The sequence below is a fragment of the Neobacillus sp. PVCKKU3 genome (assembly GCF_058323225.1).
Map to the genome: position 1 here is coordinate 82,132 of NZ_JBLVQN010000005.1, position 20,574 is coordinate 102,705.

Here is a 20,574-nt window from a genome sequence, read left to right on the forward strand (position 1 = left end):
CATATTTTTTAAATAAATTAACGTGGTGAATCGATTAAGATAATGAGGTAAAATAAATGGCTATCGAAAGTTTTTCGATAGCCGCCTTTTCCTATTATCTTGATTCGCTTTTTTGATGATTACGAATTGGATATAGTGCTTTTTCAAGTGTGATTAAGTTCTTTTCTGTTATTTCTGCTTTTCTTGGGATTGGAGGATAAATATCCTCTGAATCATCCCACTCCCTTGGCAGTGTCACCGGGGACTCCTTTTGCCACTGCTCTATCCAGTCTTCAGGCAAACTGCCATAACAATTGGGATTTTCTGTCATCTCCATCCAAATAAATGCCCAAGCCCTTGGGACAACACGCCAAATGTCATATCCGCCGCCGCCCACGGCAATCCATTTGCCGCCGCAATATTGATGCGCAATTTCATGGGCAAGCTTTGGGATTTCCCGATATATTTTCATCGTAGCCGACAAATGGGTTAATGGGTCATAATAATGCGAGTCTGCTCCGTTTTGCGTCAAGATCACATCAGGCTTAAAAAATTCGGCAACATCCCTGATTGCATTTTTATAGGCATGCAGCCACGAATCATCTTCTGTAAAGGCATCAACAGGGATGTTGAATGAATAGCCGTATCCCGCTCCCTGTCCTCTTTCGTTAATATTGCCTGTACCCGGAAATAGATATCGGCCTGTCTCATGAATCGATAGTGTACAGACATTCGGGTCATCGTAAAAGGACCATTGAACTCCGTCACCATGATGGGCGTCTGTATCAACGTATAAAACGCGGGCATTATATTTTTGCTGGATATATTTAATCGCAACAGAACTATCATTGTAAATACAAAATCCGGAGGCTTTGCCCCGAAATCCGTGATGCAGACCGCCGCCAAGGTGCAGGGCATGAAGTGTTTTTCCAGTCATTACCTCATCGACAGCCGTTAAGGTACCCCCCACCATCAAAGAACTAGCCTCATGCATATTAGGAAAAATAGGGGTATCTTCAGTACCTAAACCATAGTTTTCAGCTACTTCTTTCGGAAGTAGCCCCTGGCCGGCCTTTTTTACTGCTTCTACGTAGCTTGGGTCATGGATTAAGGTTAACTCCTCTTCAGTCGCCATTCTTGGCTTAACAATCTGATTGGGGTTTAAGGCATTTATTCTATTTAATAAATCTACTGTGAGTTTAAGCCGGAATTGATTGAAAGGATGATGACTGTTGAATCGATAATTCAGAAGGTCTTCTGAGTAAATAAAGGAACAGCGATCATTCATATAGACATCCCCGGCAAATTTGGCCATAACACCTGGTGGCCAGCTTCTTTAAGGTCTTGAATCAATCCGGTAGGGTTCATTAATTGAACTCTGATAACAAGTATTTTATATTGTTCATCCTGTTTATCTGGGTAAACCAGTACACTTAAGATGTTTGCCTTCCGTTTTCGGATAATTTCTGCGATTTCACTGAGAATTCCGGAGATATTTGGCACTTTTATTTCTATTTGCGAGCCAGGCTGATGAACACCTGTTAACTCAATCATTGTTCTTAATAAATCGGTTTCTGTCACAATTCCCACTAATTTTCGATTATTGATGACCGGAAGGCAGCTTATTTTATGTTCATAGAAAAGAGCGGCGGTCTCTTCAACAAAGTCCAGGGGATGGCTTGTGATGACGTTTTTTTCCATTATCGTATCTAGGGGTTTTTTCAAAATCTCCGGGTGTTCATTTGCATGAAAAATGGACGGTGTAGCCTCTCTTATTTTAGCAACGGTAACAAGACCAACCAGGTGCCCATCTTTATCAATGATTGGGATGTGGCGAATTTTCCTTAATTCCATTAATGCCATGGCGTCTGCAATGGTATCAGTGGGAGAGAGGGCAGCTACATCCGATTGCATAATTTCTTCCACGATCATAGGATTTCCCCCAATTCTCTAAAGTTCAATCATGTTTAGTACATAAACCGATTCATAAAACGCAGCCGGTCAAATCGTTGGACGGATTCATTATCGATTCGTTTGCCCATTTTGGCCATCAAACAGTTGGCTGGGTGGGAGCAGATTTCCGGGTCATCAGTCGCATACCATTCCAATCCGCCGGCATTCATCATTTTCTCCATGATCTTTCGATATTCCCAAACATTGAGTTTGGTTCCTTTTAAATCCCAATGCCAATAATACTCGGTGGTGATGATAATATAGTCTTCCATGGCATCATCCATCATCGAAACAATCAGGAGGTTTTTACCGACGGCACAGCCTCTAAATTGAGGGATCACCTCGATAGCGCCCAATTCTATTAAATTATCCATCTTTCCTTCCGACCAGCGTTCGAGAGGGTCTGGGTATAAATAGGTAACATAACCGACGATTGTATTTTGATGCCTCGCAATAATAATTCTTCCTTCCGGTAAATCGGCGATCCCGATTAATGCCTCGTGCTGCTGGGCAGGGGGGCGAAACGCAACAAGGTCTTCATGAAAATCATAGCCTGCTAATTTTTCTGCAGTAACAGGGCCTTCAATAATTAATTTGCCTTGAGGAGTTTTTAATTCCTTAGCATTATAGGTTTTTTTGTGCTCCATTTGGTCACCCCTGGAAAAAATCTAGGTACTTCAATTCTATTATACATGAAATTTATATCTTTAAAGATTTTTCACTAAATTTTCGAAAAATTAAACACTAGGTTTATATTTTTTTAAAAAAGTGTTAAAATTGTGAATAGTTATTATTTGTACTATAATTATCTCAAATACTTCAGAGGGGGAGATAGGAATGAAAGTGGAAGCGCTGCCAGTAGTCCAAGGGGATTTCAATTTGCGAAACTATGAAGAAACATATAAGAATTTTGACTGGAAAGATACAGAAAAGGAATTCTCTTGGAGTGAGACAGGCCTTGTTAATATGGCCTACGAGGCGATTGACCGCCACGCGGGTACGTATAGAAAAAATAAGGTGGCATTATATTATCGTGATGCTTCGAGAAATGAAAAATATACTTTTAAGGAAATGAAGGAGCTTTCCAATAAAGCCGGGAATGTGCTGAAAAATTACGGCGATGTCGAAAAAGGCGACCGTGTCTTTATTTTCATGCCGCGTTCTCCAGAACTTTATTTTACTGTTTTAGGAGCAATTAAGCTTGGTGCGATTGTTGGCCCATTGTTTGAAGCCTTCATGGAAGGGGCTGTCAGGGATCGTCTACAAGACAGTGAAGCAAAAGTATTAGTAACTACACCAGAATTGTTAAGCCGTGTACCTATTCAGGATTTACCGGCATTAAAGCATATTTTCCTCGTTGGAAAAAATGTGGAGGAACAAGGGAATTGCATTAACTTTTTAGAAAAATTTGAGACTGCCAGCAAAGAGCTGAAGATTGAATGGGTTGAGCGGACAGATGGATTAATCCTCCATTACACATCTGGATCTACTGGAAAGCCAAAGGGCGTACTGCATGTGCATAATGCGATGATTCAGCATTATCAAACAGCTAAATGGGTTCTTGATTTAAAAGAGGATGATGTTTACTGGTGTACAGCAGACCCAGGCTGGGTGACAGGAACTTCGTACGGTATCTTTGGCCCATGGCTGACTGGTACTTCGAATGTTATTGTCGGCGGACGTTTCAGCCCAGAAGCCTGGTATCAAATGATTGAAGACTTCGGTGTTACGGTTTGGTATAGTGCACCAACAGCATTCCGGATGCTGATGGGAGCGGGGGACGAGCTGGTTAAGAAATTTAATTTAAGCAGCCTTCGCCATGTCTTGAGTGTTGGTGAGCCATTAAACCCAGAAGTGGTTAAATGGGGTGCTAAGGTATTCAATAAGAGAATTCATGATAACTGGTGGATGACTGAAACCGGTGCCCAGTTAATCAGTAACTATCCTTGCATGGAAATCAAGCCTGGTTCGATGGGTAAGCCGATCCCTGGCGTTGAGGCGGCGATTGTTGATAATCAAGGTAACGAGCTTCCGCCATACAGAATGGGGAACCTTGCAATTAAAAAAGGCTGGCCTTCGATGATGCATACGATCTGGAACAATCCTGAGAAATATGAATCATATTTCATGCCAGGTGACTGGTATGTCTCTGGAGACTCTGCGTACATGGATGAGGATGGCTACTTCTGGTTCCAAGGCCGTGTCGATGACGTCATCATGACATCTGGAGAGCGTGTAGGTCCATTTGAAGTGGAAAGCAAGCTTGTTGAACACCCAGCAGTTGCTGAAGCAGGGGTTATCGGAAAACCGGATCCTGTGCGAGGGGAAATTATTAAAGCCTTCATCGCGTTAAGGGATGGTTATGTGGCAACTGAAGAGCTTAAAGAGGAAATTAGACAGTTCGTCAAAAAAGGTCTGGCAGCACATGCCGCACCTCGTGAAATTGATTTCCGTGACAAGCTGCCAAAAACACGAAGCGGCAAGATCATGAGACGTGTTTTGAAAGCATGGGAGTTAAATTTGCCGACTGGTGATTTATCGACGATGGAAGATTAATTTTTAAAGATATAAAGATAGAGGCTGAATCCAATTCATGACTGGAGCAGCCTCTTTTTTTGTTGGTATTAGATCCTTTTTTGGAATTCGCTGATATATTTGAAAATCCGCTGATATTTATCAGGAATTCGCTGATATATTTAGAAATCCGCTGATAAATGGCAAAAATTCGCTGATATATGCTAATTCCGTTTGCGTTCGGCCCAGCCAATTCCCTTTCGATAGCCAAATCCTAAGATTAGATAGATTACCAAAACAATGACTCCCGTAACCAATCTTTCCTGAATGCTTCCATCTGCCATAAGAACCGGTCCAAGGCCAAAAAACGTAACCAAGCCAATGAGAAGGATAAAAACAGCGTGTACTAAAACTCTCACTACTTTCACCTCCAAATATCCTTTATAAATTTGACGTTTAAAAGAAAAAAGCTGTTACAAATAAAAAGGACTTTGGGTTGCAGTCCCAAAGCCCCTTTAAACCAATTAATATTTAATTAACGTATACTTCTTTTTCCCTCTTCGGACAATCGTAAACTGGCCTTCAATTTTGTCAGTTTCCTGAAGAGTATAAGAGGTATCAGTTACCTTTTCTCCATTAATGGCAATGGCACCATTTGAAATATCTTCACGAGCCTGGCGCTTGGAAGGAGAGATCTTTGCCGCTACTAATAGCTCAACCAAATTATTTTCCTCTTCATTTTGCAGCTCGTAAGACGGAACATCTTTAAAGCCCTGCTTGATTTCGGCAGCCGTTAAACTGCGAACGTCCCCACTAAATAATGCTTCGGAAATCTTGATGGCCTGCTTTAGTGCATCCTCTCCGTGAATCAGACGTGTCATCTCTTCCGCCAGTGCCTTTTGGGCTTTACGGAGATGCGGCTCTTCCTGTACACTGACTTCCAATTGTTCAATTTCCTCACGAGAAAGGTAGGTAAACAGCTTCAAGTATTTCACCACATCGGCATCGGCTGTGTTAATCCAAAACTGGTAGAACTCGTAAGGAGTGGTTTTTTCCGGATCGAGCCAGATAGCGCCGCCTTCTGATTTTCCAAACTTGGTACCGTCGGATTTGGTTACAAGCGGAATCGTCAGCCCAAAGGCTTTCGTCTCTTCGTCATGCATTTTCCGAATTAACTCAAGACCTGAGGTAATGTTCCCCCACTGGTCACTGCCGCCAACCTGTAATTTGCAGTTATAATGATCATATAAATGGTTGAAATCCATCGCCTGTAAAATCGTGTAGGTGAACTCGGTAAACGAGATCCCTGTTTCAAGCCTGGAGGCAATCGTATCCTTTGCCAGCAGGTAGTTGACACCGATATGCTTGCCGATATCACGCAGGAAGGCAATGACACTCATGGGCTCGGTCCAGTCGTAGTTGTTGACCATAACTGCGCCATTTTCTCCTTCAAACTCAAAAATGGCTGCTAATTGCTTTTTAATGCCTTCAACGTTTTTCTGAACCGCTTCAATTGTTTGCAGCTTTCGTTCTTCGCTTTTACCGCTCGGGTCGCCAATCAGCCCCGTTGCGCCCCCGACCAATACAAGCGGACGATGTCCATGCTGCTGGAATCTTCTTAGTGTTAAAAAGGGCACCAAATGGCCGATATGAAGACTGTCAGCGGTTGGGTCTGTCCCGCAATAGAGGGAAATTTTTTCGTTATCTAAAAGATTTTGCAACCCTTCTTCATCTGTTTGCTGATAAATAATGCCCCGCCATTTTAAATCCTCTAATAAGTTCATTACTCAAAACCTCCAATAAAAAATAAAAACGCCCCTGCAATTATGCAGGGACGTAAAATATACGCGGTACCACCCAGCTTGAGGAAATTCCTCCAACTTGAAAAAATAACGGTTTGAACCGTTCTCCGCTACTGTTTCTTCACAGAGAAAGCTCCAGGATGTAATTCACTCTTCTATATGTGGCAGCTTTCACCGGCCGCTGCCTCTCTATTTACAGGGATAGAAGAACTACAATTGATTCCCTTCAAAGCCTTAAATTATAAAAAAATGCTTATTGATTTTTTAACATATATTAAAGATAAAGTCAAACGGTAAAATGGAAATTTCAGAAAAATGTAGAAGCTTGTCAAATTTTATACCACCGATATGCTATAATGGATGTGATTTTAATAGAGGTGATGCTATGAAAGAAAAGTGGCAAATATGGAAGGAAAAAGCTGATTCCCTCCTAAATTTTATTACTCATAAAAAAACCGTCAAAGGTGCCAGGATTACGTATCAGGTTTTCTGGAACCTGTTTCTGATTTTATTAACGGTTATAATCCTTGGAGGGGCTTTTGCAACAGGTGTTGGCGCCGGTTATTTTGCTTCGCTCGTCAAGGATGAGCCCGTGCGTTCATACGAAGGTATGAAAAAAGATATTTACAACTATACGGAAACATCGGACTTATATTTTGCTGATAATGTTTATCTTGGGAAACTACGGTCGGACCTGGTCCGTGATGAGGTCAAATTGAATCAGGTCTCCGATAACGTAATCAATGCTGTAATCGCTACGGAGGACGAATATTTTTACGAGCACAAAGGGGTCGTCCCAAAGGCTGTTTTTCGAGCCCTTTTTCAGGAAGTGACCAATTCTCCTATCCAATCGGGCGGAAGCACGCTGACACAGCAATTAATTAAAAACCAAATTCTAACCAATGAGGTTTCCTTCCAAAGAAAAGCAAATGAAATTTTGCTGGCCCTTCGTTTGGAGAAGTTCTTCGATAAAAAGGAAATTCTTGAAGCGTACTTAAATGTGGCGACTCTTGGCAGAAATTCATCAGGGCAGAACATCGCCGGTGTCCAGGCCGCAGCAAAAGGGATCTTTGGAAAAAATGCTAGTGAGCTTACACTGCCGGAGGCTGCCTTTATTGCCGGACTGCCGCAAAGTCCGTTTGGTTATACCCCATTTACACGAGAAGGCACAGTGAAGAATAATCTGGAGCCGGGCATAACAAGAATGAAAACAGTTTTAAAAAGAATGTACGATGGCGGATACATTAATGAAAAGCAATACGCAGAAGCATCCGCCTATGACATTACAAAGGATTTTACTCCGTCAGTACCTAATCCGCTTGATAACTATCCTTGGCTGACATTTGAAATTGAGAAACGGGCCATTGATGTTCTGACAACGGTATTGGCTAAGAAAGATGGCCATACCGAAAAAGATTTAAAGCAAGATGAAAACCTTTATTACAAGTATAAGACGATGGCCAGCCATGACCTGCGGCAAGATGGCTATCAAATTCATACAACCATTAACAAAGATATATATGATGCAATGCAGGTGGTAAAAGATAACTACAAATATTACGGACCAGATAAACCGGAGGAAAAAGAAGACCCGGAAACCGGTGAAAAGAAAACCGTAATGGAACCTGTTGAGGTCGGTGCAGAACTGATTGAAAATAGTACCGGCAAAATCATCAGTTTTGTTGGCGGCAGAGATTATAATAAACAGCAGCTCAATCATGCTACCAGTGCAGTCCGCCAGAACGGTTCGACGATGAAGCCGCTGCTCGTCTACGGGCCGGCGATTGAACTCGGAAAAGCGGCGCCGGGAACCCCGCTGCCGGATGTCGAACTGAGACTGGATAAAAGCAAAAGTACACCATGGCCTCATAACTATGACAAAAGATATAGCGGGCTAGTATCAGCACGGTATGCTTTGGCCAAATCCTATAACGTGCCGGCTGTAAAGCTATACTCTGAAATCGTGGACCAGCGTCCAGCACAGTATCTGGAAAAGATGGGCTTTACCTCGCTAACAAAAGGGGATTACACGAATCTGGCTACCTCTATCGGGTCCTTGGATAACGGCGTAACTGTTGAAGAAAATACAAATGCCTTTAGTACCTTTGCCAATGGCGGGAAATTTATCGATGCTTACCTGATCGATAAAATTGTCGACAAGGACGGTAAAATTATCTATCAGCATGAAGTAAAACCTGTTGATGTCTTTAAACCGCAGACTGCATTCTTGACCATAGATATGATGCGGGATGTAATAAATATGGGAACAGCAGCAGGTGTAAAGAGCAAACTGAATTTCAGTGCTGATTGGGCAGGAAAAACCGGTACTGGTAACAATTATTTTGATTCGTGGTTTGTTGCCTTCAACCCGAATGTAACACTTGGAATTTGGACTGGATATGATACGCAGAAATCGTTAAAAACCAGCGGAATGTCTTACAGTCAGCGGACTAATAATCTTTGGGCTGAACTGATGAATGCGGCTTATAAAATTAAACCGGATTTAGTTGCTCCGAAAGAGAGCTTCCAAATGCCGGAAGGAATTGTCAAAACCTCCTATTGCGCAGTTTCGGGCATGCTTCCGTCAGCTGCTTGCTCAAAGGCAGGATTGGTTGAAAGTGATTATTTCAATGCCAAAGACGTTCCTACTAAAGTCGATGATAGTTTAATCGAAGGAAATTATGTAACGATCGGAGATAAAAAATATCTGGCTCTTGATTCCACACCAAAAGAGTTTACCCAGTATGGAACAATTCTAAACCCAGGCTTTATCACAAGAATTGTAGGTAATGACTTTAAAAATATCAGCCAGCTTATTCCAAATAGGGGCAGATGGGACAATGTGCTTGTCTCAAGCGCTAAAATGGCCGATAACGGAAAGAAACCGGATAGTGTCACCTTGACTGTATCCGGCAATACCATCACATGGAGCGCACCGGCAGACAATGATATCGTCGGCTACCGTGTCTATCAGGGTGGATTTTTTGGAGCGAAGATATCAAGCATCAATAGTGGTTCCTCACTATCTTATAATGTAGGAAACGGAAGCTTCTATGTAACGGCAGTTGATATTGCAGGAAATGAGTCCGCACCTTCAAATGTAGTGGAAGTAGGAGTTTTAACTCAACAATAACAATTAATGGGGGTCTCAAAATTAGATTTTGGGACTCCTGTTTTTTATTTCCAAAAGCATTTTCCAGAAACATAAAAAAGCCCCAGAATAGAAATTCTGGGGCTTTACAAATGCTAAATACAAATTAACGAGAGTAGAACTCGACGATAAGAGTTTCGTTAATTTCAGCAGGTAATTCAGAACGCTCTGGTAAGCGAGTGAAAGTACCTTCTAATTTGTCAGCATCGAAAGTTAAATAATCAGGAACGAAGTTAGTTGCTTCGATTGCTTCTTTGATTACATCAAGGTTGCGAGATTTTTCACGAACGCTGATAGTTTGGCCAGCAGCAACGCGGTATGATGGGATATCAACGCGAGCGCCATCAACTAAGATGTGGCCATGGTTAACTAATTGACGAGCAGCACGGCGAGTGCGTGCAAGACCTAAACGATAAACTACGTTATCAAGACGAGACTCAAGAAGAACCATGAAGTTTTCGCCATGAACGCCGCCTAATTTGCCAGCTCTGTCGAATAGGTTGCGGAATTGACGCTCATTAACACCGTACATATGACGAAGCTTTTGCTTCTCTTGTAACTGCAATCCATATTCAGAAAGCTTTTTGCGTTGGTTTGGACCATGTTGTCCAGGAGCGTAAGGACGCTTTTCTAATTCTTTACCTGTGCCGCTTAGAGAGATTCCAAGACGACGGGATAATTTCCAGCTTGGGCCGGTATATCGAGCCATGAATGACTCCTCCTTTAAGTTTTTATTTTGGTAAAATAAAAACCGTAACGAAACATCGATAACAGCCATTTTGTTTTCATGCACCATCGCCCTAGCAGCTAAGGGTTACGCGATGCACCTTCGCAAGAAGCTCTCGCGAGGAACAAAATGGAACAGCTAAAATCGTTTCATAGGCTGCAATATTTTACACAAAGAGTATTATATAATTTTTATTCGTGGTAAGTCAAGCTAATTTTTATTATAACACTGAAGTCATTCAGATAAGGTGATTTTAACAGACCAATCTTATTATTCATATACTACAGTGGATTGAAATCGGTTTCAGTCAGGAGGGGACTTGCATTTTGGAAATGAAGAAAGCCCGTTTTGAAACGGAAGTGATTCATGCCGGTTATTGTCCCGAGCAACACCAAGGAAGCTTAGTGCCACCGTTGTATCAAACGTCTACCTTTACATTTGCCGATGCGGCACAAGGAGAAAAGCGGTTTGCCGGTGTGGAAGAGGGTTTTGTTTATTCGCGGTTGGGGAATCCGACGGTAAAAGTTCTTGAGGAAAGGATTGCTGCACTCGAAGGCGGGGAGGCCGGATTGGCCTTTTCTTCAGGAATGGCCGCTGTCAGCGCTGTGTTGCTGGCGTTAACAAAGTCCGGCAGTCATATTCTATGCTCCAAAGGGTTGTATGGCTGCACATTTGGTTTACTGCAATTGATGAAGGAGAAATTCGACATTGATCATCATTTTTCCGAAATGGATTCGGCAGAAACCTTAGAATCCGAAATTCGCCCCAATACTTCCTGCATCTATATCGAAACCCCGATTAACCCGACTATGAAGCTCGTGAACCTGGAATTGGCGGCAGCAGTCGCAAAAGAGAAGGGGATTCCGGTGGTTGTTGATAATACCTTTAGTTCTCCCTATATCCAAACGCCGCTCACCCACGGCTGTAATATCGTCATTCATAGTGCAACAAAATATATATGCGGCCATGGTGACGTTATTGCTGGTTTAGTGGTCGGGAAACAGGAGTTTATTAAGCAGGTTTCCAAGACTGTTCATAAGGATTTTGGCGGAATCATGTCCCCGTTTGATGCCTGGCTTCTGCTAAGAGGCATCAAAACACTGCCGGTTCGAATGGATCGTCATTCTGAAAATGCCCTAAAGCTATTCGAATTTTTGAAAGGTCATCCAAAAGTAAAGGATATATATTATCCTGGTGACCCGGAACATCCTGATTATTCCATAATGAAAAAGCAGATGAAACAAGCTGGCGGGCTGCTTTCCTTTTCACTTCATGGGACAAAGGAAACAGCGCAGCATTTTATGAATCAATTGGAACTAATTAAAATTGCGGTAAGTTTGGGAGACACGGAAACATTGATCCAGCATCCGGCGACAATGACTCACGCGGTCGTACCAGAAGAAGAACGGCTAAAAATGGGGATTGACAATACATTACTTCGGCTTTCCGTTGGCCTTGAAGCTTGGGAGGACTTAAAAGAGGATTTGGAACAAGCGCTTGATAAAATATAAAACTCGCCGTATGGCGAGTTTTCTTTATACGTGTTCGATTAGGATGGAAACGAATTCCTCAAGCTTTTCTTGGTCCAACTCATCAAAACGGTTTTTTTCCGGCGAATCAATATCTAGGACACCTATAACCTGATTACCTTTTACAAGTGGAATGACAATCTCTGACTGGGATGCAGCATCACAGGCGATATGGCCCGGGAATTGATGCACGTCTGCGACCCGAAGCGTTTCTGCTTTCTGGACTGCTGTCCCGCATACACCTTTTCCAACCGGAATACGGACGCAGGCAGGCAGGCCTTGAAACGGTCCAAGCACTAACTCCCCGTCCTCCATCAAATAAAAGCCGACCCAATTAATCCGGTCTAAAAATTGGTTCAACAAGGAGGAAGCATTGCTCAAATTGGCAATTTGATTTTTTTCATCGTGGATGAGGGCATGCAATTGCTTCTTTACTAATTCATAATTTTCTTCACGAGTCCCTTTGTACATTTCGACGTTAAACATCCTTTTTCCCCCTACTTTTTAAAGTTTTATAGTCTATTTTAGCAGATTGAAAAGAAAAAGAGCAGACTTTGTCGATTTTTTCATAGAGGAATCCTTACCTAGAAAAAGAACAATTATATTAGGGGATTTTGTGTTCGAAAAGGGGGAAAAGGGATGAAGAAAAGTTCAAAGGATTCGGTCGTTGCAGCTGCTATTTTGTTGTTCAATTCCAAAGGCTACTCAGGTACGTCGATAAGGGATATCGCTGATGCCGCGAAAGTAAATACGGCCACCATTGCTTACTACTTTGGCAACAAAGAGGGGCTTTTGGAATATTGTTTTACCTATTTTTTTGAACAGTACATCAATAAAATGGAAGCGGCCTATGCAACCATTGAAAAAGGGGCAGCAATTTGTCTGAAGCGTGTGGTAGCGGATTTGCTCCATTATCAATGGGAAAACATTCAGCTTGCCAGCTTTGTGTACAGGGAAATGTCAATTGATTCGCAAATGGTAAGAGAAATCATGGCCACCTATTCCTTGAAGGAAAAGTACTATTTTCAAAAGATATTTGAAAGAGGTTTTGAGTGGAATGAATTTAGGCCGCATTCGATTCCTTATTTAATTATCCAGCTAAAGGGTCTTTTAATGATGCCGTTTATGAATACTCATTACATGAGAGAAGTGCTGTATGTTTTCCCAAATGAAAAGTTTTTCGAGCAAAAATATTTAAAGGACCTTTATCAATGGATTGACAAAACTCTTTGTTCCGATGTTCAAATAAAAAAAGAAGCGATTATAAAGTAGAGTCCAGGATTTGAATCAAAGCCCTCAGCTGAAAAGCTCCCTCAAAATGATCTAAAAAAAGGTAAAGCACTGGCTGTCATGATGAATTTATGCAGCTGAGTGCTTTTTTTGATTTTCTTTTACAAAAAAATTGAAATTACTAGTCAAAAATTGTCGTATACATGGTATCATTAAGGCATCGAATTTAATCATTAACGGATTTTTTAAATAGATGAGAATGACAGCTGTTCGGAACAGGAGGCTTGCAAGTGAAATATATAATAGGGTTATTCATCCTTATCCTTGCGATATTTGTATTAGGGTATCTAATAAAGAAAAAGCATTTTAAAGAAATGGACCATCTCGAGGCCTGGAAAATTGATTTGTTTAATAGACCAATCCCTGATGAAATGGCTAAAGTAAAACAGCTTAATATGACCGGACAAACAGAGGAGCTTTTTGAGCGCTGGCGGAATGAATGGGACGATATTGTGACTGTCAAGCTGCCGGATTTGGAAGAAATGCTGTTTGATGCAGAAGAATACATAGACCGCTATAGATTCAAAAAAGCCAAAGAGGCCCAAAGCAAAATCACGGGAAAATTACAAGAAACTGAAAATCAAGTTAACAAAATTATCGAAGAGCTTCATGAACTGGTCGGCAGTGAGGAAAAGAACCGTGTAGAAATTGAGGAATTAAAGGAACTGTATCGAGAAACAAAGAAAACCTTGCTCGCGCATCGCCATAGCTTTGGCAATTCCGAGAAACATCTGGAAGCGGCGCTTACTGAGGTCATGGGGAAATTTCATGAATTCGATGAAAAAACAGAGCAAGGAAATTACTTGGAGGCACGTGAAGTCGTACTATTCATTCACGATAAACTAAATGGTATAAAGAATAATATGGATTTAATTCCGCAACTTTTAATTGAATGTCAGTCACTGATTCCAAACCAGTTGGCCGAGGTAAGGTCTGGTTTACGGGAAATGATGGAACAGGGGTACTATTTAGAACATGTCCATGTGGAAACAGAAATAGAGCGTCTCGAGGAAAAAATCAGAGAAAATTTAGCTTTAGTTGAAAAAAGCGAAGTTGATCAGGCTCAGGATGGAAATAAAGAAATAAAACAGCGGGTCGATATTCTTTTGGACCTTTTAGAAAAAGAGGTACATGCCAAGCATTTTGTAAAGAAAAATGAACAGGCTGCCAGCAGTCTGCTTGCTGAGGCGGAAGAAGCGAATAATTATCTCGCATCGGAAGTCCTTCATGTACAGGCTACCTACCAATTGGCTGATCAGGATTTGGAAACACTGAACAATTTGGAAAGAGAGCTTGCGGCTGTTTATAAACGCTATGAAATATTATCAGAGAAAATAAAGCAAAACCAAACAGCTCAGTCCATCATGGGTGAAGAGTTAAATGAAATAAAGGAACACTTAGACCTTATACGCGAGGAGCAGCAAACATTTGCCTTTAAACTTCAAGCTCTTAGGAAGGACGAACTGGAAGCAAGAGACAAAGTCCAAGAATTGGCGAAAAAGGTTGGAGAAACCTTCCGCCTTGTTCAAAAACAAAATGTTCCAGGACTGCCTGAAGAATATCGGTATTTATTGGAGGATACGAACGAGAGCATCCAAAATGTGAGATACCAGCTCGAGGAAAAGCCTCTTAATATAGCGGCACTAAATCAGTATTTAGAGATTGCTGTTCTATCAGTTGATAAATTGGTAAATTCTACTTTGGAATTGATAGAAAATGTTATGCTTGCTGAGAAGGCCATCCAATACGGGAATCGATACCGGAGTCAGTATCCTTCTGTTGCAAATGGATTAAGAAATGCAGAAGAGGCTTTTCGCCGTTATGATTATCAAGAGGCATTAGAGCAGGCTGCTGCTACGATTGAGGGGATTGACCCGGATGCATTGAAAAAAATTAAGACACCTGTAACCATTGATTAGGAAAAACCGATTTGTCATATCGGTTTTTTTTCTTTGGCTAATATTAAAGTATAAATTCAACTACGCTTCTGTCTTCATCCTATCGGACTCGCCTATCAGCAATTTTTTATTTGCTTTTTCAAGATAATAATTTATGGTAAGATTTATTTCGGCAGAGGTGTTAAAGGAAGGTTGTAAACCATGATTTATTTTGATAATAGTGCAACAACTAAACCATATAAGGAAGTATTGAACTCATTTCTAACTGTTTCGAGTGAATATTTTGGGAATCCCTCTTCATTGCACGGTTTCGGGGGACAGGCAGAAAAGCTTCTTTCCCAGGCAAGAGAACAAACAGCCAAGCTCATTGGGGTTAAAACGAATGAATTATATTTTACCTCGGGTGGTACAGAGAGCAATAACCTTGCCATTAAAGGGGCAGCTTTAGGTAACCGAAACAGGGGGCGCCACCTGATTACATCAAGTGTGGAGCATCCATCTGTTCTAACTGTAATGGAGCAGCTTGAGCAGGAAGGCTTTGAAATAACCCGCCTCCCTGTTGATAAGGATGGGCGTGTATCTGCTGAAAATGTAAAAAGCTCGATTAGAAAAGACACTATTTTGGTTTCTATCATGAAGGTCAATAATGAGGTCGGTACAATTCAGCCCATTAAGGAAATAGGGGACATGTTAAAAAGCTACCCATCCGTTATATTCCACGTTGATGCGGTTCAGGGAATTGGCAAGGTTCCTATAAACATATACGAAAGCAGGGTAGATTTATTATCTATATCGGCTCATAAAATCCATGGACTAAAGGGGACAGGTGCCCTTTTTATTCGTGAAGGAATCAGGATAGCACCGCTTTTTTCCGGAGGGAATCAGGAACGGAAAATCCGAAGTGGTACGGAAAATGTCGCCGGTGCGGTTGCAATGGCCAAAGCACTCAGGATGACACTGGATAAAAGTGCTGAAGCAATGGAGAGCATGGTTAAGCTTAAAAACCTGTTAAGAAATAAGTTAAATGAAATGGAAGAGATTCAAATCAATACTCCGATAGAAAACTCAGCACCGCATATTTTAAATTTTTCTTTAAAAGGGATCAAATCAGAAGTGTTCATTCATGCACTTGAGCAGAAAAACATTTTTGTATCGACCACGAGTGCATGCTCTTCAAAAAAGAAGGCCCCTAGCAATACTTTGCTTCAAATGGGAGTGCCTGAAGACCTTGCTGAAAGTGCAATAAGAATCAGCCTTTCCTTTGAAAATACAGAAGAAGAAGCAAGGAAGGCGATCTTAGCGATAGAGGAAACAGTAAAACATTTAGGAAGGGTAATGAACAAATGAATTATGACCGTATATTAATCCGCTACGGGGAAATATCTACTAAGGGAAGAAATCGCAATAAGTTTGTTGATAAACTTAGAAAAAGTGTGAGAATTGCCCTGACCCCGTTTCCAAATATCAAAATTGAAGCTAGCCGCGATCGGATGTATGTCCTATTAAATGGAGAAAATGGGATAGAAATCATCAAAAAATTAAAGAATATATTTGGGATTCAGTCCTTCAGCCCGGCCATAAAGGTCGAGAGGGAAATGGAGTCCATTAAAGAAGTGTCTTTAACATTAGTAAAGTCTCTCTTTAAAGAGGGGAAAACCTTTAAGGTAACAGCCAAAAGATCAGATAAAACCTTTGATCTGAATACAGATGAAATTAATAATGCTATAGGCGGCCATTTATTAACAAACATACCCGGGATTAAGGTGGATGTTCGAAATCCCGATATTAATTTACGGGTAGAGGTACGTAAAGAGGCCGTTTATTTGTCCTGCGAAACGATAAAAGGAGCGGGCGGACTTCCTTCAGAATCAAGCGGTAAAGCCATGTTGATGCTTTCCGGAGGAATTGACAGCCCGGTAGCGGGATATATGGCAATGAAGCGTGGCCTGGAAATTGAAGCAGTTCATTTTTTCAGTCCGCCTTTTACTAGTGAACGTGCGAAAGAAAAAGTTATTGACCTTTCAAAAAAACTGGCCGAGATGGCAGGCGGCTCATTAAAGCTTCATATTGTACCATTTACCGATGTTCAGCAGGCCATCCGCGAACAGGTGCCTGAAAATTATACCATGACTTCAACAAGAAGAATGATGCTCCGCATTACGGATGAAATCCGCATAAAACAAGAGGGGTTGGCCATTGTTACCGGCGAAAGCCTTGGCCAGGTTGCCAGCCAAACACTTGAGAGCATGTATGCGATTAATGAAGTGACAAATACACCGATTTTACGTCCCTTGATTTCAATGGACAAAACGGATATTATTAAAATCGCGAGTGAAATTGATACACTTGAAATTTCCAATCGGCCGTATGAAGATTGCTGTACTATTTTTGTGCCAGCATCACCGAAAACAAAGCCAAAAAGAGAAAAAGTGAATCAATACGAAAGTTATTTCGATTTTGACCCATTAATTCAAGAGGCTGTACAGGAAGTTGAAACGCTTTTAATAAAACCTGACAGTGAACCTCATTCGAAATTCAGTGAATTATTTTAAACGTATTTAAGTATATTTTGTGAACATTTACCAATTCTGATTTTGCATGAAGCTTTAGTGTTCTACACATTCTATACTCACAAGGAGGTGAGTATAGATGGCTAACAACAACTCTAACCAATTACTAGTAAATGGTGCTCAGCAAGCTCTTGATGCAATGAAATTTGAAATTGCTCAAGAATTTGGCGTAAACCTTGGTGCAGACACTACTTCACGCGCTAACGGATCTGTTGGTGGTGAAATCACTAAACGTCTAGTAGCTATGGCTGAATCACAATTAGGCGGCGGATTTGCTCGTTAATTAAAAAAGAATATGATGGCTACAGAGAGCGGGATTTTTTCTCGCTCTCTCTTTTTATTTTTCAGAAAAGGGCGTATAATTGGGACTAGGTAATAACATCAAATATAATACATTGTTACCAAGTGGAGGGGATATTAATGAAGCGGGAAGATTTAATTGCACCGGAAAAATACAATCTTGTTGCCGAGGTTGAGCAGTTTGCGAAGGACCCACACAAATTAGCCCTTAAATGGGAGAATGAATCATGTGAAACAAAAGAAATTACATATGAAAATTTAATGAAGCAAGTTAATCAAGCCTGCAATGTCTTTGCCCAGAATGGGTTACAAAAAGGCGATGTAGTTCTTGTCATAGTCCCGCGGTTGATTGAGGCATACGTTGTCTATCTGGCTGCATTAAAAGCAGGTATGGTTGTAATCCCAAGCTCGGAAATGCTAAGGGAGAAGGACCTTCAGTACCGTATTACCCATGGTGATGTAAAAGCACTCATTAGCTATTATCCATATGTCGACCAATTTAAAGACATTGCAGAAGTACAAAAACTAGTCAAGTTTACAATCGGGGCCGACGTGGAAGGTTGGAAACGATTGGATGCTGAAATGAAAGAAGCATCAGATATATTTCTTCTTGCGGAAACCAACCGTGATGACATGGCTTTCTTATCCTATACATCGGGTACAACAGGCAACCCTAAAGGGGTTGTTCACACGCATGGGTGGGCTTTTGCACACTTACGGACAGCAGCAGCCAAGTGGCTTTGCATTGAAGAAAGCGATACGGTTTGGGCGACTGCCGGCCCTGGGTGGCAAAAGTGGATTTGGAGTCCGTTCCTGTCGGTGTTAGGGTCAGGGGCAACAGGATTCGTTTACAACGGCAAATTTGAGCCGCAAAAATATTTAAGCCTTCTTCAGAAATATGACGTTAATGTATTATGCTGTACACCAACCGAATATCGTTTAATGGCTAAGGTCGATAATTTAGCTGACTATCAGCTGCCAAATCTTCATAGTGCTGTATCGGCTGGCGAACCACTAAATCGTGAGGTTATTGATACATTCCGTAAATATTTCCATTTGGATGTTCGAGATGGCTATGGTCAAACAGAAAATACATTGCTTGTTGGAGTTACAAAAGGTATGGAGTTGAAACCAGGTTCCATGGGCAAACCAACGCCTGGCAATCGCGTTGAAATCATTAATGAAGAAGGTCAAGTTTGCGGCGTTGGTGAAGTAGGCGATATTGCTGTACACGTCGAAACCCCTGCCCTGTTTAAAAACTACTATAAAGATCCTGAAAGAACAGCCATGCAATTCCGCGGTGATTATTATGTCACCGGAGATAAAGCGAAAATGGATGAAGACGGCTATTTCTGGTTTGAAGGACGAGGCGATGATATCATTATCAGCTCCGGCTATACGATTGGACCATTCGAAGTGGAGGATGCCCTTGTTAAGCACCCGTTTGTCAAAGAATGTGCGGTTGTGGCAAGTCCAGATGAAGTCCGTGGAAATATCGTTAAAGCCTTTGTTGTTCTAACAGAGAATGTGAACCAAGCTGACCCTGAATTGACGAAAACCCTTCAGGAGCATGTCAAAACGCTGACAGCGCCATATAAGTATCCAAGAAAAATAGAGTATATCCCAGAACTACCAAAGACCACTTCCGGAAAAATACGAAGAATTGAGCTGCGTCAAAAGGAATTGGAATCAGCCAAAAATCTATAAAATGTTTTCTTAAAGGCACACGGTAAACCGTGTGCCTTTAAAAATAGAATGAAAAATTTGTCAGGCAGAAAAATCCCCAATCATTGCTGTTTCAAGTTATAATAAGGAGTATTTCGAGAATAGAAAGAATTGGGGATGCGGAATTAATGAATAAGAATGAAACGCAGCAAGGGGTTATTTATGCCGCTGTTTCCTATTTACTTTGGGGATTGCTGCCAATATATTGGAAACTTTTAGGGGATGTGCAAGCGGAAGAAATCCTTGCCAGCCGTGTTGTTTGGTCGTTTGTTTTAATGCTTTTTATACTTATTTTCACGAGGAAAATGGGACTATTTACAGAGACTTTAAGAGGCTTCGCGAAAAATAAAAAACAAATGTACGCATTAATATTGGCGTCCTTATTAATAAGTGTAAACTGGTTTACTTACATTTGGGCGGTCAATAATGGCCATATGATTGAAACAAGCCTTGGATATTATATAAATCCACTGGTCAGTATTTTATTAGGAATGATTGTCCTGAAAGAAAAGCTATCATTTTATCAATATATATCCTTTGGGCTGGCAGCCATTGGCGTATTAATAATCAGCATCTCCCATGGCACATTCCCGTGGGTTGCCATTGTTTTGGCGCTGACGTTTGGATTATACGGGCTTGTAAAAAAGCTTGTTAACGTTGAATCATCCGTCGGATTGACTTTAGAGACACTAGTGGTTACACCGCTTGCAGTTATTTATATAGGATATTTGTTTATCAACGGGTCCATGGCGTTTTTGCATAAAGGAATTGGCACGGATTTGCTCTTAATAGGGGCAGGTGTCGCAACAGCAGTACCTCTTTTATATTTTGCAAAGGGAGCGCAAAAAATTCCATTATCATTACTTGGCTTTTTGCAATATATTGCACCGACACTGACCTTACTTTTAGGGATTTTTGTATATAATGAACATTTTTCAAAAGTGCAATTGCTATCCTTCATCTTTATTTGGTCAGCATTAACCATCTACTCCCTATCCAAAACAAAGCTACTACCGGGAAAACAGTTCAAATGGAGAAAAGAAAAAAGAGCAATATAATAAAAGGCTGTCGAGAACTATCGACAGCCTTTTATTATACTCATTTTCGAACAACAGCGTTAATTCGTTATAATATTA

Annotated in this window: 17 protein-coding genes and 1 other annotated feature; of the genes, 10 read left to right on the plus strand and 7 right to left on the minus strand. The window is 41.2% G+C overall.

Annotated elements, in window-relative coordinates; genetic code table 11:
- Window positions 1–94: 94 nt before the first annotated feature.
- The 3 genes from ACNQGS_RS05110 to ACNQGS_RS05120 are packed head-to-tail and all read right to left on the minus strand — an operon-like array spanning window position 95 to window position 2,579.
- Window positions 95–1,267 (minus strand): acetoin utilization protein AcuC, encoded by a 1,173-nt coding sequence (locus tag ACNQGS_RS05110; RefSeq protein ID WP_491486406.1) that lies wholly within the window; start codon window positions 1,265–1,267, stop codon window positions 95–97.
- Window positions 1,264–1,911: an acetoin utilization AcuB family protein gene (locus ACNQGS_RS05115; protein ID WP_213119882.1), complete on the minus strand. Its 648-nt coding sequence runs from the start codon at window positions 1,909–1,911 to the stop codon at window positions 1,264–1,266. The genes ACNQGS_RS05110 and ACNQGS_RS05115 overlap by 4 nt, the downstream gene beginning before the upstream one ends.
- Before the next feature lie 35 nt (window positions 1,912–1,946).
- The gene (locus tag ACNQGS_RS05120) at window positions 1,947–2,579 is read right to left on the minus strand and encodes a GNAT family N-acetyltransferase (protein ID WP_423799322.1); all 633 of its coding nucleotides are present in this window, start codon (window positions 2,577–2,579) and stop codon (window positions 1,947–1,949) included.
- A 190-nt stretch (window positions 2,580–2,769) separates the two neighbouring features.
- Between ACNQGS_RS05120 and acsA the strand changes: the two genes are divergently transcribed.
- Window positions 2,770–4,488, plus strand: a complete 1,719-nt coding sequence (gene acsA, locus ACNQGS_RS05125; protein ID WP_491486407.1) for an acetate--CoA ligase — start codon at window positions 2,770–2,772, stop codon at window positions 4,486–4,488.
- A gap of 182 nt (window positions 4,489–4,670) precedes the next feature.
- Here acsA and ACNQGS_RS05130 read toward each other — a convergent pair whose 3' ends face one another.
- Together ACNQGS_RS05130 and tyrS are read right to left on the minus strand one after the other, a co-directional pair.
- Entirely contained in the window at window positions 4,671–4,865 is a 195-nt protein-coding gene (locus ACNQGS_RS05130; RefSeq protein ID WP_491486408.1) for a DUF6954 family protein, read from the minus strand.
- A 105-nt stretch (window positions 4,866–4,970) separates the two neighbouring features.
- A complete protein-coding gene (gene tyrS / locus ACNQGS_RS05135) occupies window positions 4,971–6,230 on the minus strand; it encodes a tyrosine--tRNA ligase (RefSeq protein WP_491486409.1) in 1,260 nt (419 codons plus the stop codon).
- 43 nt (window positions 6,231–6,273) lie between these two features.
- Window positions 6,274–6,487 (minus strand) — a binding site (T-box leader).
- Window positions 6,488–6,633: 146 nt separating this feature from the next.
- Here tyrS and ACNQGS_RS05140 point away from each other — a divergent pair.
- On the plus strand, window positions 6,634–9,381 hold the full coding sequence (locus tag ACNQGS_RS05140; RefSeq protein ID WP_491486410.1) for a transglycosylase domain-containing protein: 2,748 nt from the start codon (window positions 6,634–6,636) through the stop codon (window positions 9,379–9,381).
- Between the two features lie 124 nt (window positions 9,382–9,505).
- Here the strand turns inward: ACNQGS_RS05140 and rpsD are convergent, their stop codons facing one another.
- Entirely contained in the window at window positions 9,506–10,108 is a 603-nt protein-coding gene (rpsD, locus tag ACNQGS_RS05145; RefSeq protein ID WP_423802675.1) for a 30S ribosomal protein S4, read from the minus strand.
- A 350-nt stretch (window positions 10,109–10,458) separates the two neighbouring features.
- Between rpsD and megL the strand changes: the two genes are divergently transcribed.
- On the plus strand, window positions 10,459–11,637 hold the full coding sequence (gene megL / locus ACNQGS_RS05150) for a methionine gamma-lyase (protein ID WP_491486470.1): 1,179 nt from the start codon (window positions 10,459–10,461) through the stop codon (window positions 11,635–11,637).
- Window positions 11,638–11,661: 24 nt separating this feature from the next.
- Here megL and ACNQGS_RS05155 read toward each other — a convergent pair whose 3' ends face one another.
- Complete coding sequence (locus ACNQGS_RS05155) at window positions 11,662–12,141, minus strand: GAF domain-containing protein (RefSeq protein WP_491486411.1); 480 nt, start codon at window positions 12,139–12,141, stop codon at window positions 11,662–11,664.
- 153 nt (window positions 12,142–12,294) lie between these two features.
- On the opposite strand from ACNQGS_RS05155, the gene refZ reads away from it, so the two are divergent.
- The 7 genes from refZ to rarD all read left to right on the plus strand — a co-directional run bounded on the left by refZ (window position 12,295) and on the right by rarD (window position 20,496).
- Window positions 12,295–12,927, plus strand: a complete 633-nt coding sequence (gene refZ / locus ACNQGS_RS05160; RefSeq protein ID WP_491486412.1) for a forespore capture DNA-binding protein RefZ — start codon at window positions 12,295–12,297, stop codon at window positions 12,925–12,927.
- Window positions 12,928–13,175: 248 nt separating this feature from the next.
- Window positions 13,176–14,864: a septation ring formation regulator EzrA gene (ezrA, locus tag ACNQGS_RS05165; RefSeq protein WP_491486413.1), complete on the plus strand. Its 1,689-nt coding sequence runs from the start codon at window positions 13,176–13,178 to the stop codon at window positions 14,862–14,864.
- Between the two features lie 180 nt (window positions 14,865–15,044).
- Window positions 15,045–16,190, plus strand: a complete 1,146-nt coding sequence (locus ACNQGS_RS05170; protein WP_491486414.1) for a cysteine desulfurase family protein — start codon at window positions 15,045–15,047, stop codon at window positions 16,188–16,190.
- The gene (gene thiI, locus ACNQGS_RS05175) at window positions 16,187–17,395 is read left to right on the plus strand and encodes a tRNA uracil 4-sulfurtransferase ThiI (protein WP_491486415.1); all 1,209 of its coding nucleotides are present in this window, start codon (window positions 16,187–16,189) and stop codon (window positions 17,393–17,395) included. Before ACNQGS_RS05170 ends, thiI begins: the two co-directional genes overlap by 4 nt.
- A gap of 97 nt (window positions 17,396–17,492) precedes the next feature.
- Window positions 17,493–17,696 carry an alpha/beta-type small acid-soluble spore protein gene (locus ACNQGS_RS05180; RefSeq protein ID WP_491486416.1) on the plus strand — a complete coding sequence of 68 codons (204 nt, stop codon included), beginning with the start codon at window positions 17,493–17,495 and terminating at the stop codon, window positions 17,694–17,696.
- 137 nt (window positions 17,697–17,833) lie between these two features.
- A complete protein-coding gene (mbcS, locus tag ACNQGS_RS05185) occupies window positions 17,834–19,420 on the plus strand; it encodes an acyl-CoA synthetase MbcS (RefSeq protein WP_491486417.1) in 1,587 nt (528 codons plus the stop codon).
- Window positions 19,421–19,566: 146 nt separating this feature from the next.
- The gene (rarD, locus tag ACNQGS_RS05190; RefSeq protein ID WP_491486418.1) at window positions 19,567–20,496 is read left to right on the plus strand and encodes an EamA family transporter RarD; all 930 of its coding nucleotides are present in this window, start codon (window positions 19,567–19,569) and stop codon (window positions 20,494–20,496) included.
- Window positions 20,497–20,574 lie beyond the last annotated feature (78 nt).